This window comes from Vibrio sp. QJM3NY_21 (assembly GCF_057785975.1).
Genome location: NZ_CM173513.1, coordinates 3,144,790 through 3,160,243, shown reverse-complemented (window position 1 = coordinate 3,160,243; position 15,454 = coordinate 3,144,790). Strand labels below are relative to the sequence as shown.

Sequence of the window (15,454 nt, the reverse complement as noted above, 5' to 3'; positions counted from 1 at the left end):
AAAGGGTAAGAATACCAGTATTAGCAGCCTGAATAAACGGCTAGCCCCTGATCACTTACGCTTTACCGTGTCCAAATCACAGCTATGTCAATTTTCTTGCTTTGGTCTCTGTTGTGGCGGAAAGATCTATACTGTTGGTACTTTGGTTTTTATACTGTAGTTATTCAATGTATAGGACGCAGTGGCATGAATCGTCGTCAAAAGAAAAAACAGAAAGTAGACCACTTAGCAGAGTTCAAGGATCGACTGAATCAGGTCAAAGATAAATTAAGTTCGATCGATATCAAGAAAATGAAAACCTCAACCGTGCAGGCCTGGGGATCATTGCCGAAATTACACCAGAGACTATTGATGGTGATTTCGCCGATCGTATTGATCTTACTTTTTGTGCCGCTACCAGAACCTAAAGTAGACGCAGCCCCAGCAACATCGCGCGTCGAGCTTGAGATAAACACGGTTGGCTTAAGCGAACAGCAAAATGCCAAGAGCAGTTCATCAGAACCGAGTAACAACAATTGGCAAGAGTATCTTGTGAAGCAAGGGGATACGTTAGCGCAGGTTTTTCGAAATAACGACTTACCGTTGTCTGACTTGAACGCGCTAGTGCGTATTGAAGGGGCAGACAAACCACTTAGTCAGATTCGTAAAGGCCAGCTAGTTCGATTCAAACTCGCCGAGACCGGGAAACTAGACATTCTTCAGCTAGAAAAAGGCAACACTTCGGTGATGTTTTTCCGATTGTCAGACGGTGGCTTTGGCCGTAGTAAATAGCTCAATACTGAGCCTGCGTTAAAGCGCTTCGTCAGATACAGACAGTCGATAGAAAAGAGCTAATGATTAGCTCTTTTTTTTGGTCGCTTGAAAGGTGCAAGCGGTAAAATGATGAGCATAATTCCGATAAAGGTTAACGTATCTGGAATCTCATCAAACCATATCGCGCCTATTATTGCGACAAACACTAAGCCTGAGTATTCAGCCAAGGCAATTTGACTAGAGTGTGCTTTTTGGTAGGCAGCGACCGCAAGTCCGTTGTAGCTTAAAATTAGCGTCGCACTTAATGCTATGTATCCCAAATGCTCCACAGACACCGGCTGCCAGTATAAGAAGCACAGTACTAATGAGGCTGGAATAGAGCATAACGTTGTCCACCACAGCGTAGTAACCACCGTTTGCTCACTAGGAAGCTTTCTTACCAATACATTGAATAGTGCGAGGGTGAGTGCTGTACCCAAAGCAAACAGTGCTGCCCAATGAAATTGTGATGGCCTCAAGACAATCAATGCACCAATAAAACCGATAGTGGTGGCGATAACCTTGCCAAGTGCCGGTTGCTCTTTGAGTAGAAACATAGAGAGAGGTAACATCAACAGGGGCGCGACGTAAAATACTGCGTTGGCGGTAGCTAAAGAAAGGTGGGTGATCGCGACGACCATACATCCGCTGCCGATTAGGATCAGTTGTCCTCGAATAAAGGTCACTTTAGCTTGTTGTAAGCGCCGTTGTTCTTTTTTCTGCTGTAGCCACAAAGGGGTGATGATGAGCAGAGATATCAACTGTCGGAAAAAAATATACTGTAAGGGCGGTACTTCGCCATTCAATAGTTTTACCGCTACGTCGGAAAGCGAGGCAAACAAGTTACCTGCAACCAACAATAGAATACCGACAGTGATATTCGTCATTACTTTTCTAATCTCATGTCTACATGCGGAATATCGTCTTCCAGATACATCTCAGAGATAGTTTCGAACCCGTGGCTCGCATAGAAGTTTTCTAGGTGTTGTTGCGCGCCAATATCGATGGTCTTGTTCGGCCAAAGAGACTCACAGCGTGTTAACGATTCTTTGATCAATTGATGACCCAAGCCATCACCTCTTGCCGATTGCTTGGTCGCCACTCGGCCGATGCTCGTGTTGTCGTAAGAGGTGCCGGGTGGTAACAAACGTGCACACGCCACTAGCTCTGCATCAGCATAGCCAAGCAAGTGTTCAACACCTGCGAGTGTATCTTTACCATCGAGCTCTGGATAAGGGCAATTTTGCTCAACGACGAACACATCTACTCGTAATTTAAGTAGTTGATAAAGCTGTTGTGTTGAAAGTTCAGAGAAGGGAATTGAGTGCCAAGTGATCATGTTTACATCCAGAGGTTATCGATGCTCTGAATGTACTATGTGCGATGATTGTTGGCATTAACTATTGTTAATTCGACCTTTAATTCTGCTCAGGCTGATGGCGGTTATTCCTAGATAGGCCGCAATTTGATTGTCGTTCAAGCGCTGCTCAAGGTCGGGGTAATGTTCGCAGAAAAGCTGATAGCGTTGCTCTGGAGTATAGAGCAGCATAAAGCGTTCTTTGTTTTCCTTATGCATCAGCTGAGTTTCTAACAGCTTTAAATACAAAGGGTTATTTGCTGCACGCCACTCAATAACCGCATTCATTGGCAGTTCTAACATAGTAATTGGTGTGAGTGTTTCTAGTAGGTAAGGGGACGCTTGGTTCTTTATCAAACTCTCAAAGCCGATGATCCAGTCTTGTTCCCAGTAGAATTCTTTGCTGTATTGCTTACCGTCATTAGTGAGATAACAAGCGTGGCATAAGCCTTCAAGTACAAAGTAGATTGAACTCGCCATCTCACCTTGATTGATCAGGATGTGTCGGGTTGGCAGCTCAAGCGGCTTCGCGACAGCTAATAGAGATTCAACCTGACTCTCAGAGAAGTCAAAGCTTTGTAGTTGTTTGATAAAAGAGGTGTGCATGAAAATAACCTAACCCAAATAAGTGTCGAAATCATCGCACTTATTTGAGTATAGGTACAGAGCAGGCTAAATCAGCGTCGAGCGTGCTGTTCTAGATAATCTTGAGCAAGTTCTCTACCCATGTATTTACCAAGAGTTTTCAATGGTACTTTCTTAAGGTTAACCACAATCAAGCCATCCAGAGCATCATTAAATGATGGGTCGACGTTAAAGCACACCAACTTACCGTTCATCCCTAGATACTGGCGCAGTAGTACTGGCAGGCCTTTTCCTTGCTCCATACGTGCTAACACTTTAGAGAGCAGAGGAACACTTGCCAGTGACGATAACAGGTGATTCTGCCAGAACACATGATTACTGGTATTGAGTGGTGACGAAGGAGAAACTAAATTCGCTTTTTCTTCGTCATAATGATGTATCGATAAAGTCGTCGCAATCAACAGGCGAGCATTATGACTGTAATCATTACTGATACTGACCGGGCCGAATAGGTGAGTGTATTGAGGGTGACGATACACGAAGGCCGCGATACCTTTCCACAATAGTAATAGTGAGTTAAGGCTCTTTTGATAAGGCTTGCTTACTACAGAACGCCCAAGCTCGATACTGTTGTCTAAGGTATCGATGAATTCTTGATTGTAGTTAAACAGACTGCGGGAATAGAGTTGATCAAGCCCGTGCTCAGCGATGAGCTTGTCGACCATACCAAGTCGGTATGCACCCACTAATTCAGCCTTGGTTTTATTCCAAACAAACAGTTGATGGTAGTAAAGGTCATACTCATCTAAATCACAGGCAAGCCCGCTGCCTTCTCCGACTTCTCGGAAACTCTCTTCTCTAACTCGACCAATTTCGCGCATTAAGTTAGGAATAGATTGGCTTGGCGTACAGTAGACCTCGAAGTCCCCTTGCTCAAGTAACTTCATCTCTTCAGGAAGAGAACCGACCTCTATTGCCAACACTTCTGGTGGAATAGGCGCAATCACTTGGGTGTCAAAAGAGGGCGCGTGGATTGGCGTATTCGGGCTATCTTGTTGACTCATTAGGTAGGTATTGAGTCGTAGGTAGTTGACGATATCCATCTCTTTTTCAAACGATTTGATCTCTGAATACGGAATCGAAGAGCCAATCGAGATAGAGATAGTCGTCGCCTGTTTATTAAGAAGTTCACGGCCAAGTAAAGCCGTTCTCAGTAGTGGGTGAACACGGCCCGCTTGGTAGAAAAGCTCACTGTTCTTGCCATTGATAAAGATAGGCACCGTGGTGGCTTGGTGACGCTTAACAAACTTTGCGACTGATTTGCTCCACTCGATGTCTGTTAGTGTCTTGGCCCCTTTACGGTAACTCGATACTTCGCCAGCAGGGAACACAATCAAGAGTCCACCGTCTGCTAAATGACGATTGGCATCTCGAATAGCTTTAGCATTGGTGCGTTTCGATTCTTTACTGTTAAAGACATCGACCCCAATGAAAAGATCATCCAGTTCAGGCAGTCGCTTGAGCAACTCATTGGCCAACACCTTCACATCCTTTCTTACCGATCCTACGAGATCAGCAAGGATCACGCCTTCAATCGCACCAAGCGGGTGGTTAGCTACAATGACTACTGGCCCTTGTTCGGGAATATTATCAGTGGCGCCTGCTGAAACGGAATAGTCGATATTCAATGCTGACAAGGTGTGATGCATGAATTCAAAGCTAGATAACTCATCAGGTCTATCTTGATAGAGCTTATCTAGCTTAGATAGCCCAGTTGCCCACTCGACAACAGACTCACCTAAACCAAAAGGCGTGTAACGTGGTAAACGAAAAGGACTATCAATCATAATGAAGTTACCTTATTGACTAAAGTTGTTTAGGAAACCGTCTTGATTCTTGAAATCTTTTACACTTAAAAATGCACCGCAAAGCCATACTAGGCATGCCATGCCAAACAGTAATCCGCCGTCATAACCGACAATTTCACCCGCTGCGTTAAACTCAGGCATTTGAATACCGAGCGGCGTAAACAGATGGAAAAATATCGCGCCACTCATAATCCCCACACTCATGATGGCACCCAGGCCATGCCAACGAGTAAACAGCAAAATGGCCGCAATCAATTCAGCGAACCCAATCAAGTAGCCGCCAAATGAACCGAACCAACTTAAGCCAGACCATGTTGCCAAGGTGCCAAAGATATGCTCAGTCTCGTATGAGCCTGTGAACTTAAAAAACAGCGACTGAACAAATACGAAAGCGATAAATGCCGCAGGAATATGTTTAGCTGGAGTGAATGTCATGGTTATTCCCTTATTTGATCAGTTGCGGCCAAACGGTGTCGGCTTTTTGAATATGCTGTGCTCGGTCTTGTTCCCAACGCTGTTTAATCTCTTGGTCGTAGTTGAGGTAAAGCTTGTTATCAACAATTGTCCATTGGTTCGGGTCACCAGGTGCAAAGTCACTTTTTGCTGAAACAGCCCAAGCGCAATAACCCCCATATTGAGGGGCATATTTTTCAGGATTATTAACAAATAAAGTCAGATTCTTTTCAGAAGAGAAATACCAGTCCGCGCCTTTGTACTCAGTGCTGAATTTGTTACTGCCTTCGATGGGCTTGCCTGAAGTGAAATAAGCCACAGTGTCGTAGCCATCGAGCGCCTTACTGCTAAAGAACCCGGTGTAGATTTCATCGGCGGCAAATACGTACGGGCTAACAAGTAGCATGACCATGGTTAATAGTTTTCTCATGATGGACTCCATCTATAGATTGATTACGGGTGATAAATCGAAGGTAAAGCGCTGTTGATTTATCTGGCATGGCTTAATGGGTTCACAAGGCGAGCCGGGTGCATAAAACATCGAGGCTTGGCCGTGTAGATTGCGTAAGTGTGTAAAGCTCACCGTATGTGCGTCTTCACGATGCATACAGGTCGCTAAATGAGGTTGTTCGCTGTGATGGTGAGAGTGAAATTGAAGTAAGTTCTGCTGATTCTTTCCTGTTGTCATAAGCTGATCGTATTTCGCTTGTCGGTAGGCTTGCACTTGCTCTAAATCAACACCGGATGAGAAGAGTGGAGAATCGGTGTCGACGATGTGCTGTTGAATACCATCCCACATGTAGGCGATAACCAAACCATTGTTCTGAGTTAAATTCGGCGCAAAAGCCAACAAGGTAAACGGGGCAAAAGAGTGCAGGTCGAGCTGATGAAATGCTTCAGAGAGCAGGCTGATGTTACGACTCGATGATAGGTTCTTGAGTAGCAAACCACGGCTGACTAAAAGGCCATCAGGTACGATGCCTTGATAGTTATTGAGTAGGCATAGCGAAAGCCCGAACTCATTGATACTGATCCAGCTACCACCGCCAGTTGGGTCGAGTGGCATGATGATATCGATGCCGTTAACTCGATATTGTTTAGGTGGCATTGCTAGTGCTCGCGTCTTTTGTTCGTCACGGTTAAAAAAGACCTGATAACCATTTTCTTCAAGCAGCCAAGATACTGAACACATGATTATTGCTCCCTCAGATAGCTGCTGGTGGTTGGGGCATAACCAAAGGTATTGCATGTTTCGACATCAAGAAAGGTCGTGATCACCTTGATCATCGCATAGTGATGATTGGCATGCAGAGCAGCAAAGGTGACCTCTCTTTCTAACGTAGAAGGCAGGCTGGCGAATACTTGTGTATCCATTGAAACTTCGGTTTGGATCATGATAGGCGCTTCGAGATCTCTGCGGTCTAATCGTTCAAGCCAGTTGATCACATAATGGATCTCTTTTACTGCAATAGAGCGGTCGTATTCGACCGGGTGACCGCGACGACGAGTGTTGTAATCAACGGTCGCATTCTCTTTTAAGATTAAGGCGTGAAAAAGATCGAGCGTGTGACGAGTATGCTCACCAATAGAGCTTGTGACGTGCGGCTTTGCTCGTGTCAGATAGTCGCTGTCAGATATCGCTAACAAAAACTCTAGACCCTGATTCAATATCTCTACCGCTCCTTTGATACAAGGAGAGAAAGAAGTGAGGGCGCTCGGTTGGGCTATGGGGTTCATTCATGGTCCTCGTACAAAGTTAGTCAGTGGTCGGATATTGTTGAACAAGACGTCGCTCTTCTTGCCACGCAGCGAATAAGCTCTTGAAAGAAGGAGTCTTATGGCCTCGTTGTTTTTGCTGAGCGCCAATATCAAAAAGAATGCGGTATTGCAGAAGTAGCGTAGAAAATATCTCTCGCAGCGGTGTGTTGCGATCCCAGATATGCCCAGCCTCACTGCTTGCGCCATTGACCTCAAGGATCGTGAAATCCTCGCCGTTCATTAAGCTGTGCATGTCTTTAAACTTGACGTCGAGTCGGCCAAAATGAAAACCATCGAAGTCATCGAATATCTCGTCTAAACGTTCAGTTAAAGCCTGAGTAATGTATTGATTGCCATCTCGGAAGATGCAGCCACGGCTATGGCTACCTGCGAACGCGAGTTGGAACTCTTCGCCCTCTGCGAGCACGTGATCCAATTTATCTTCATGCCTTGGTAGATACAGGTGACTGAGCTGCCCAGCACGCGGGCTATTTTCAATTAACTGCTTGAGTGTCGACTTGCCATCACCCATCACCATTGGCGCATATTTGAGTGTGATCGAGATGATCTCGCCTTGCTTTTTGTTTGGGTAACGAACATAGAAAACGCCAGCTTCTGCCTGATAAGGCGCCTTTTCTTGCAGTAGAAAGCGAGCATTATTTGGGAAAGATTCAACATATTGCTCAAGTTGATCTTGTGTGTTGATCAGCTTGACGCCAACGCCTCGACAGCCAAGATCTGGTTTAGCTACAATCGGGAAATCAAGATCGGATTGTATTAGTGCGCTGCGTGCATCTTCAGCTTGTTTCTTACCGCTGAGATCCGTTTTGGTGAGGGTGATAAACGGAGAGATCCAACGCTGACTTGAAGATCCGGCAAGGCTTAATATCTCGTGTTTTGATTCGCCTACCATTCCGCTTAACTTGATGCTTGGGTTGGCAATGAGCGGCAGTGCCCAGTCAAAGTGCCGTAACCCTTGCATCAGGCTTTGAATCACCACTGGCGTGTAGAAGAACCAAGTCGGAAGAAACTCATAAGGAGAGACACTGCGCACGGTATCTTTTTCAAGCAAAGGCATGCCTGCATTGATTTGATGTGCGGGAATGATGCGAATATCTTGCGGTGAACTCATGATAATCCTCTAGAGTAGGTTTTATTCATTAATCGATTACCGATAAACAGCAAAGCGATGGCACACGGGATAACGATCCATTGATATTCAGAGGCTTGCAGCCACGCTGATGTCCCTAAATGGTAGATGGCAGAGAAGACAATGCCAGTCCAGATCGCGGTGGCGCTGATGACAGCAAACAAGAAAGTAGGCAGTGGGATGGCGAAAAAGCCACTTAAGGTAAACCCGACGGTGCGAAGCCCTGGAATAAAGCGGATAACAAAAAGACTGCTGAATGCGTTCTGACGTAATTTGGTACGAAGCGAACGAAAGTACTTATTAGTGAGGGCTTTATATCGAACACCTCGGAAGTAACGTCCTGATTTACCAAGGTAATAAAGACCGAGATCACCCGTGGCAATACCGATGAAAATAGCAAGCAGCGCATATTGAGGAAGTATTAGACCTTGAGTCGAGATACCTGCCGCCGTAACAATCGCAAGATCTTCAAGCAGATAAGAAAGCGCGATGATGCCAAGCATCAGCCATAGCAGCGACTCCTCTCCTGAATGTAACCATGCTTGAATGCTCTCGACGGTGCTCATCAAATGTCCTTATCTATCCTATAGATGAATGGCTTAACCACCATTCATTGAGTGTAGTAAATTAAATAGACAGGAGGAGCAGATAAAAACTTACAGCTGATTAGTGTTTTTTTGTGTTGGATTTATTCAATTGGTGGTTTGAGTCGTGCTGTTTGACTGCTGTTTGACTGCTGTTTGAAGCTGAAGGCGTGGCATTTGGAAGCGGGTTGAACGAGAGTTTGTCGTTCGACAAATTAGAGCTTTGGACTGAACATTTATAAGAAAAGAAAAAGGCCGAGTCGTTAAACTCAGCCTTTCATAACGTTAACTATGGATTACTTAAGCAACCTATTTAGTTAGGTCAATCTGGTAAACAGCAAAACCAACATCGTCAGTCGCAACACGTTTCATCGGGTATTGACCTTTCTCTTTAATGAACTCTGCTGCTTTGTCGCTTGGAGATGTTTCAAAGCGGATATCTAGCTTGTTATCTGTTTTGATTGGCGCAAATGACCAATTGTTATCCGCGCTTGGGCTCACTTGACCTTGCTCTTTGCTTACGCGAGAGATGTAGTTTGCAAGAACAGTACGGTTCTCATCTGGTGCATCAAATGCGATGAAGTCTTCACCTGTGCCTGGGAACTTAGCGCTGTATGCACGGTAGTTGTTGGTTGCGATCAGGAAGTCTTGCTTCATGTCGATTGGCTTACCTTGGTAAGTTAGGCCAACAATACGCTGTGAGTCAGGGTTAACGACTTTACAGTTTGCATCGTATTTAGCAGGTTGAGTTACGTCGATTTGGTAATCAACACCATCGATAACATCGAAGTTGTAAGTACGGAAGTTATCCCACTCAATCAACTGTTGTGGTGCTGTGGAGTTAACATCCACTTGGTTAAACTGACCTGCAGAACACTCAAGCCACTCTTTTACTTCGTGACCTGTTACCTTCATCGCAACTAGCGTGTTCGGGTAAAGGTACAAGTCAGCTGCGTTACGGAATGTCAGTTGACCAGATTCAACCTCAGTGAAGTTCGCTGGGTCATTCTTACGGCCGCCGGCCTTGAATGGTGCTGCCGCTGAAAGTACTGGCGTACCATCTAGGTCTGGGTCACCTTGGATGAACTGTTCTACGTAATCTTTCTGTGCAAGGTTAACGATTTGAACTGTTGGATCGTCTTGTACTAGAGACAAGAAGCTGTACATCACATCGTCTGCTTTACCAATCGGTTGGTTAACAAACTCACGAGTACCAGCGTGGTCTTTTTCTAGTGCTGTTACGATGCCTTCATCAGCTGCAGCAAGCGATTTCTTCTCGATTTTGTCGTAGATAGGGCGTGCTTCTGATTGGCCTTTAACAACTTCCCACTTACCGTCTTTTTGTGCAAGTGTTAGATCCATAACACCAACGTGGCTACCCCAACGACCTGGCATTACTGCCGCAACGCCGTTCATTGTGCCAGTTTCGTTGTCGATGCCTTGAATGTCATCAAAACCTTTACCTGGGAAAACTGCGTGAGAGTGGCCGAATGCGATCGCATCGATGCCGTCTACTTCAGATAGGTAGAACGTTGAGTTCTCTTCGCCATTTTTGTATGGGTCAGTTGATACGCCTGAGTGAGGGATAGCAACGATAACTTCAGCGCCTTCCGCTTTCATTTGAGGCACTAATTCGTTAGCCGTCTCAATGATATCGCGAGCGATCACTTTGCCTTCTAGATTCTTCTTATCCCACGTCATGATTTGTGGTGGAACAAAACCGATGTAACCCACTTTTACTTCGTGCTCTACGCCAGCAGTATCTTCGAACGTGTGCGTCTTGATGATGTAAGGCGTGAAGTAGTGTTCTTTGGTTTCTGCGTCGTAAACGTTAGCACTGATGTAAGGGAAATCAGCGTCGTTGATCGATTCTTCTAGGAACTCAAGACCGTAGTTGAATTCGTGGTTACCTAGGTTTGCAGCGTCGTAGCTTAGTTGGTTCATTGCTTTATATGCAGGGTGAACTTCGCCAGCTTCGATGCCTTTGTCTGCCATGTAGTCACCCATTGGGCTACCTTGCAGCAAGTCACCGTTATCAACTAAAACGCTGTTGGTTACTTCGCTTTGAGCTTCTTTTACTAAAGTTGCAGTACGTGCTAAGCCGATTTTTTTCGATGGCTTGTCTTTGTAGTAGTCGTAATCCATTAGGTTGGTATGGATATCCGTCGTTTCTACGACACGTAATTTAATCACTTCATCGGTATCTGGTGTTGTTGTGCAGCCTGCTAAAGTCAAACCAAGACCCGCAAGTACAGCCAATGACAAAGGTTTCATTGCAACTTTCATTTTGTAGCTCCAAAGTGGATAGTAGAAAATTCGTTGCGTAATGTAACAAAACCGAATGAAACAATGATTACAACGAATGTTAATTCGTGACTTAGATCGATTACTTTATGGTGTTCTGCAAGACGCCTCCCAAAGCTGTTCAATCGATGCGCAACTGATATCGATAATATTAGTCCATTCATTTCACCTGCTTATCGGTAAATTCAATCCCTTATCAGCTTTTCGAATAAAAAATGAAATTTTAGAATTTCCAGTAATATGAGAGGCTCGTCATAATGCCTATATCAAGGACGTATCAGGCAGATGAATAGCAAGGATAGCTCAAAACGAAGCTTCTGTTTTCTTCTAGTGCCAATACTCCCATTCACTCAAGTGGATGAGTTAAATCCCTTGCTTGGCAAGACCAAGTAATGAATTGCTCGTAACGCGAGCCTTAAAGGAAGCACTGAAATGGACCAAGAACGTTTAACCCACCTAAAACAGCTCGAAGCGGAAAGTATTCATATTATCCGTGAAGTAGCGGCTGAGTTTGATAACCCAGTGATGATGTACTCCATCGGAAAAGATTCTTCTGTGATGCTTCATTTAGCTCGCAAAGCGTTTTATCCAGGCAAGATTCCATTCCCACTATTGCATGTAGATACGGATTGGAAATTCCGCGAGATGATTGAGTTTCGTGATCGTACGGCTAAAAAGTACGGCTTCGACCTTTTAGTACATAAGAACCCAGAAGGTATTGAGATGGGTTGTAGCCCATTTGTACATGGTTCTTCGAAGCACACTGACATCATGAAAACACAGGGCCTTAAGCAGGCGTTAAACAAGTATGGGTTCGATGCGGCTTTTGGTGGTGCGCGTCGTGATGAAGAAAAATCTCGTGCGAAAGAACGTGTTTACTCTTTCCGCGATAAGAACCATACGTGGGATCCAAAAAACCAGCGTCCAGAGCTTTGGCACACTTACAACGGTCAGGTTAATAAAGGCGAAAGCATTCGTGTATTCCCTTTATCTAACTGGACTGAGCTCGATATCTGGCAATACATCTACCTAGAGAGCATCGATATTGTTCCACTTTACCTTTCAGACAAACGCCCTGTAGTTGAGCGTGATGGCATGCTGATCATGGTTGATGATGACCGTATGGAGCTGCAAGAAGGTGAAGTGATTGAAGAGAAAAGCGTTCGTTTTCGTACTTTAGGCTGTTACCCATTAACCGGAGCGGTTGAATCTGAGGCGAATACGCTAACAGGCATTATTGAAGAGATGCTGGTGGCGACGTCTAGTGAGCGTCAAGGTCGAGCGATTGACCATGATCAGTCGGGCTCTATGGAGCTGAAAAAGCGCCAAGGTTATTTCTAAGAATCTAAGGAAAGAAAAATGAATAGTGCAGTAGAAGCCGAATTGGCTGAACTAGGGATTGAAGGTTATCTAAGTCAGCATCAGCATAAATCTATGCTTAGATTTTTAACTTGTGGCTCGGTAGATGACGGTAAAAGTACGTTAATCGGTCGCTTGCTCCATGATACAAAACAGATTTATGAAGATCAGCTAGCGGCGGTTCACTCTGATAGCCAACGAGTGGGTACCACAGGTGAGAAACCTGATTTAGCACTGCTTGTTGACGGACTACAGGCTGAGCGTGAGCAAGGGATTACGATCGATGTGGCTTATCGTTACTTCTCGACTCAAAAGCGTAAATTCATTATTGCTGATACCCCAGGGCATGAGCAGTACACGCGCAACATGGCAACCGGCGCTTCAACGTGTGATCTAGCGGTGATCTTAATTGATGCTCGTAAGGGCGTTCTGGATCAAACACGTCGTCACTCGTTTATTTCTAACCTGCTTGGTTTGAAGCACTTCATCGTCGCAGTCAACAAAATGGATCTCGTCGAGTATTCGCAAGATCGTTTTGAGGAGATTCGCGATCAGTATCTAGAGTTTGCTGAAAACCTAGAAGGCGAAACTAATATTCAAATTCTGCCTGTTTCCGCGCTTGAAGGCATTAACGTTGCAGCGCCAAGTAAAGAGCTTGCATGGTTCGAAGGCCCATCTCTATTAGAAGTACTAGAGAACGTAGACATTGACCAAAAACGCTCTGCGGGTGAATTCCGATTCCCTGTTCAGTACGTCAATCGTCCTAACTTAGACTTCCGTGGTTTTGCTGGCACCGTTGCCTCTGGCCGTGTCAGCGTGGGTGATGAAATCAAGGCGCTGCCATCAGGTAAAACGTCTAAGGTGGCAAGCATTGTGACCTTTGATGGCGAACTTGAATCGGCGCAAGCGGGTTTGGCAGTAACGCTGACTCTTGAAGATGAAATCGATATCAGCCGTGGTGATTTGATTGTGCTGGAAAATGCTCAAATTGAATCTACTAACCATGTATTGGCTGACATCGTATGGATGACAGAGCAACCACTGCAACCAGGCAAAGCTTACGACATCAAAATCGCAGGCAAGAAAACCGTCGGTCAGGTTGAAACGGTTCGTCACCAATATGACATCAACAACTTGTCGACTTACGCTGTTGATGAGTTGCCACTGAATGGTATTGGTTTGTGTGAATGGTCATTGAACGAGACTGTCGCGCTGGATAAATACCGTGAGAGTGCCGATACCGGTGGTTTCATTGTTATCGACCGCCTAACTAACGTGACGGTTGGTGCTGGTTTGATTCGAGACCGTTTGGACTCTGTTGAACAGCAAGTCGGTAACTTCTCTGCATTTGAACTTGAGTTCAACGCATTGGTACGCAAGCACTTCCCTCATTGGGATGCCAAAGATCTAAGCCAATTACTGAAGTCATAAACGACTAAGTAACAGCTTATTGAATCAGGCGGAAACCCATCGTTTCCGCCATAAAGGACGGGTATATGTGGCAACAAGGATTTGTATTAGCGATTTTGCTCGGCATCATTACTTGCCTGCTCGTTACCCGTATTAAGCCAAGCTTTATCTTTGCTGGCGCGGCGTTTATTGCTTTTATGGCTGGCATGATCGATTTGTCGAGCTTAGCCAATAACTTCACTAACTCCTCGTTACTGACTTTAATTCTTCTTATCCTCGCATCAAGTGCGTTGGAGAAAACTCGCTTAATCAGTTGGGTTAGCCGTAATATCTCTGAAGGTAGGCTAGGTACCGTGGTTGCGAAGTTGGGTATTTCCACAGCGTTACTTTCTTCTTTTACTAATAACACGGCGGTGGTTGTTTCTTTGATCGGGGCGATCAAACGTAATCAACAGCATGCGCCATCTAAACTGCTAATCCCTTTGTCATACGCTGCCATCTTAGGTGGAACCCTGACATTGATCGGCACCTCTACCAACTTGATCATCAATAGCTTTGTTGAAGATGCTGGACTGCCAAGTTTAAACTTTTTCACACCGACCTTGATCGGTTTAGCGGTGTTGGTCGGTGGTGTGTTGATCCTCATTCCGCTGAGCTACTTCTTACCCAGCTACGATGATGGATCTCAAGACGATCTACCTTACTTTCTCGAGGCGCGAGTTGAGCCGGGTTCTCCTTTAGTTGGCCGCAGCGTCAGCGAGAATAACCTCAGAGCATTGAGAAAACTGTTCTTAGCGGAAGTGATTCGAGACGGTAAAACAACCGCGTCTATTGACCCTGATTTTATTCTTCAAGCTCGTGATCGATTACTGTTTTGTGGTGATGTCGAGAGTGTTGCGACACTGCAAGAGATCCAAGGGCTAACTCTGTTTGGTCAGCACCACCTGAACGGCCAGAGCTTCGTTGAGGTCGTAGTCAGTTCATCGGCAAGCTTCTGTAATAAAACGTTAAAAACCAGCCAGTTCAGAGATCGTTTTGATGCGGTTGTAGTCGCTATTCGTCGTGGCCATGAGCGCCTTGAAGGTGGGTTAGGGAATATCACATTGACCGCTGGTGATACCTTGATTTTGGTTCCCGGAAAACGTTTTGAAGAACAGCGTCAACAACACAATAAAGAATTTGTGTTGATGAACGACCTAGACTCAAGCGCCAAGCTTGATGCCGATAAATCGACGTTTGTGTTGCTCGGATTTGCTAGTGTGATTGGGTTATCGCTCGCTGATGTAGTCCCTATTATTAAAGGGCTAGCGGGATTTTTATTATTGCTGTTGGCATTTGGCGTAGTACAACTTGGTGAGCTTCGCCGCCGCTTCCCCGTCGATATTGTCGTGATCGTTGGTTCGGCACTCTCTATTGCTCAACTGATGATTTCATCTGGGTTGTCTGAGCGAATGGGGCTGATGTTTATGGAGGCCTTTAATGGCTGGGGCGTATTTGGAGCGCTAGTCGCGACCTATTTCATGACGCTGGTCCTGACTGAGTTGGTGACCAACAATGCGGCAGCGGCACTCTCATTCCCCATTGGCTACAGTATGGCCGTGGGCTATGGCGTCGATCCAATGCCGTTTATTATGGCGGTTCTGTTTGGTGCCAGTGCCAGTTTTATTTCGCCATACGGCTACCAAACCAACTTACTTGTTTATAGCGTAGGTAATTACCACCTTACGGATTATCTGCGTATCGGCATCCCAATCTCGATTGTCTATTCGGGCTTGGTGCTGACCCTAATTCCTTACTTTTTCCCATTTTAATGCTGTTTATTTAAAGGACTAAT

Annotated in this window: 15 protein-coding genes; 4 read left to right on the top strand and 11 right to left on the bottom strand. The window is 45.3% G+C overall.

The annotated features are described in order from the left end of the window. The first annotated feature begins 186 nt into the window (after nt 1-186). Entirely contained in the window at nt 187-771 is a 585-nt protein-coding gene (locus AC3CID_RS14065; protein ID WP_065207478.1) for a LysM-like peptidoglycan-binding domain-containing protein, read from the top strand. Nucleotides 772-830: 59 nt separating this feature from the next. Here the strand turns inward: AC3CID_RS14065 and AC3CID_RS14060 are convergent, their stop codons facing one another. The 11 genes from AC3CID_RS14060 to AC3CID_RS14010 all read right to left on the bottom strand — a co-directional run bounded on the left by AC3CID_RS14060 (nt 831) and on the right by AC3CID_RS14010 (nt 10,833). After that, the gene (locus AC3CID_RS14060) at nt 831-1,679 is read right to left on the bottom strand and encodes a DMT family transporter (protein WP_017096572.1); all 849 of its coding nucleotides are present in this window, start codon (nt 1,677-1,679) and stop codon (nt 831-833) included. After that, on the bottom strand, nt 1,679-2,131 hold the full coding sequence (locus AC3CID_RS14055; protein WP_488526688.1) for a GNAT family N-acetyltransferase: 453 nt from the start codon (nt 2,129-2,131) through the stop codon (nt 1,679-1,681). Before AC3CID_RS14055 ends, AC3CID_RS14060 begins: the two co-directional genes overlap by 1 nt. 57 nt (nt 2,132-2,188) lie before the next feature. After that, nucleotides 2,189-2,755, bottom strand: coding sequence for a Crp/Fnr family transcriptional regulator (locus AC3CID_RS14050; protein ID WP_114634052.1), 567 nt, complete (start codon nt 2,753-2,755; stop codon nt 2,189-2,191). Nucleotides 2,756-2,826: 71 nt separating this feature from the next. Further along, nucleotides 2,827-4,581 carry a bifunctional lysophospholipid acyltransferase family protein/GNAT family N-acetyltransferase gene (locus AC3CID_RS14045; protein ID WP_488526687.1) on the bottom strand — a complete coding sequence of 585 codons (1,755 nt, stop codon included), beginning with the start codon at nt 4,579-4,581 and terminating at the stop codon, nt 2,827-2,829. A 12-nt stretch (nt 4,582-4,593) separates the two neighbouring features. Continuing rightward, nucleotides 4,594-5,037, bottom strand: a complete 444-nt coding sequence (locus AC3CID_RS14040) for a hypothetical protein (protein WP_004735264.1) — start codon at nt 5,035-5,037, stop codon at nt 4,594-4,596. 10 nt (nt 5,038-5,047) lie between these two features. Beyond that, nucleotides 5,048-5,485, bottom strand: a complete 438-nt coding sequence (locus AC3CID_RS14035) for a YHS domain-containing (seleno)protein (RefSeq protein WP_017083771.1) — start codon at nt 5,483-5,485, stop codon at nt 5,048-5,050. Between the two features lie 12 nt (nt 5,486-5,497). Next, complete coding sequence (locus AC3CID_RS14030) at nt 5,498-6,247, bottom strand: NRDE family protein (protein WP_488526686.1); 750 nt, start codon at nt 6,245-6,247, stop codon at nt 5,498-5,500. Nucleotides 6,248-6,249: 2 nt separating this feature from the next. Further along, the gene (locus AC3CID_RS14025) at nt 6,250-6,792 is read right to left on the bottom strand and encodes a hypothetical protein (RefSeq protein WP_280584389.1); all 543 of its coding nucleotides are present in this window, start codon (nt 6,790-6,792) and stop codon (nt 6,250-6,252) included. Between the two features lie 19 nt (nt 6,793-6,811). Then, nucleotides 6,812-7,945, bottom strand: coding sequence for an ATP-grasp domain-containing protein (locus AC3CID_RS14020; protein WP_017063716.1), 1,134 nt, complete (start codon nt 7,943-7,945; stop codon nt 6,812-6,814). Then, complete coding sequence (locus tag AC3CID_RS14015; protein WP_488526685.1) at nt 7,942-8,529, bottom strand: DedA family protein; 588 nt, start codon at nt 8,527-8,529, stop codon at nt 7,942-7,944. Before AC3CID_RS14015 ends, AC3CID_RS14020 begins: the two co-directional genes overlap by 4 nt. 327 nt (nt 8,530-8,856) lie before the next feature. Further along, on the bottom strand, nt 8,857-10,833 hold the full coding sequence (locus tag AC3CID_RS14010; RefSeq protein ID WP_017069395.1) for a bifunctional 2',3'-cyclic-nucleotide 2'-phosphodiesterase/3'-nucleotidase: 1,977 nt from the start codon (nt 10,831-10,833) through the stop codon (nt 8,857-8,859). A 450-nt stretch (nt 10,834-11,283) separates the two neighbouring features. Here AC3CID_RS14010 and cysD point away from each other — a divergent pair, with 450 nt between their 5' ends. The 3 genes from cysD to AC3CID_RS13995 all read left to right on the top strand — a co-directional run bounded on the left by cysD (nt 11,284) and on the right by AC3CID_RS13995 (nt 15,431). Next, nucleotides 11,284-12,192 (top strand): sulfate adenylyltransferase subunit CysD, encoded by a 909-nt coding sequence (gene cysD, locus AC3CID_RS14005; RefSeq protein ID WP_004735271.1) that lies wholly within the window; start codon nt 11,284-11,286, stop codon nt 12,190-12,192. Nucleotides 12,193-12,210: 18 nt separating this feature from the next. Next, on the top strand, nt 12,211-13,641 hold the full coding sequence (gene cysN, locus AC3CID_RS14000; RefSeq protein ID WP_017083766.1) for a sulfate adenylyltransferase subunit CysN: 1,431 nt from the start codon (nt 12,211-12,213) through the stop codon (nt 13,639-13,641). A 65-nt stretch (nt 13,642-13,706) separates the two neighbouring features. Then, the gene (locus AC3CID_RS13995; protein WP_065207468.1) at nt 13,707-15,431 is read left to right on the top strand and encodes an SLC13 family permease; all 1,725 of its coding nucleotides are present in this window, start codon (nt 13,707-13,709) and stop codon (nt 15,429-15,431) included. The last annotated feature ends 23 nt before the right edge of the window (nt 15,432-15,454 follow it).

Coding starts and splice junctions, on each gene's coding strand:
- AC3CID_RS14065 (WP_065207478.1), top strand. CDS start 187: ATGAATCGTCGTCAAAAGAAAAAACAGAAAGTAGACCACTTAGCAGAG.
- AC3CID_RS14060 (WP_017096572.1), bottom strand. CDS start 1,679: ATGACGAATATCACTGTCGGTATTCTATTGTTGGTTGCAGGTAACTTG.
- AC3CID_RS14055 (WP_488526688.1), bottom strand. CDS start 2,131: ATGATCACTTGGCACTCAATTCCCTTCTCTGAACTTTCAACACAACAG.
- AC3CID_RS14050 (WP_114634052.1), bottom strand. CDS start 2,755: ATGCACACCTCTTTTATCAAACAACTACAAAGCTTTGACTTCTCTGAG.
- AC3CID_RS14045 (WP_488526687.1), bottom strand. CDS start 4,581: ATGATTGATAGTCCTTTTCGTTTACCACGTTACACGCCTTTTGGTTTA.
- AC3CID_RS14040 (WP_004735264.1), bottom strand. CDS start 5,037: ATGACATTCACTCCAGCTAAACATATTCCTGCGGCATTTATCGCTTTC.
- AC3CID_RS14035 (WP_017083771.1), bottom strand. CDS start 5,485: ATGAGAAAACTATTAACCATGGTCATGCTACTTGTTAGCCCGTACGTA.
- AC3CID_RS14030 (WP_488526686.1), bottom strand. CDS start 6,247: ATGTGTTCAGTATCTTGGCTGCTTGAAGAAAATGGTTATCAGGTCTTT.
- AC3CID_RS14025 (WP_280584389.1), bottom strand. CDS start 6,792: ATGAACCCCATAGCCCAACCGAGCGCCCTCACTTCTTTCTCTCCTTGT.
- AC3CID_RS14020 (WP_017063716.1), bottom strand. CDS start 7,945: ATGAGTTCACCGCAAGATATTCGCATCATTCCCGCACATCAAATCAAT.
- AC3CID_RS14015 (WP_488526685.1), bottom strand. CDS start 8,529: ATGAGCACCGTCGAGAGCATTCAAGCATGGTTACATTCAGGAGAGGAG.
- AC3CID_RS14010 (WP_017069395.1), bottom strand. CDS start 10,833: ATGAAAGTTGCAATGAAACCTTTGTCATTGGCTGTACTTGCGGGTCTT.
- cysD (WP_004735271.1), top strand. CDS start 11,284: ATGGACCAAGAACGTTTAACCCACCTAAAACAGCTCGAAGCGGAAAGT.
- cysN (WP_017083766.1), top strand. CDS start 12,211: ATGAATAGTGCAGTAGAAGCCGAATTGGCTGAACTAGGGATTGAAGGT.
- AC3CID_RS13995 (WP_065207468.1), top strand. CDS start 13,707: ATGTGGCAACAAGGATTTGTATTAGCGATTTTGCTCGGCATCATTACT.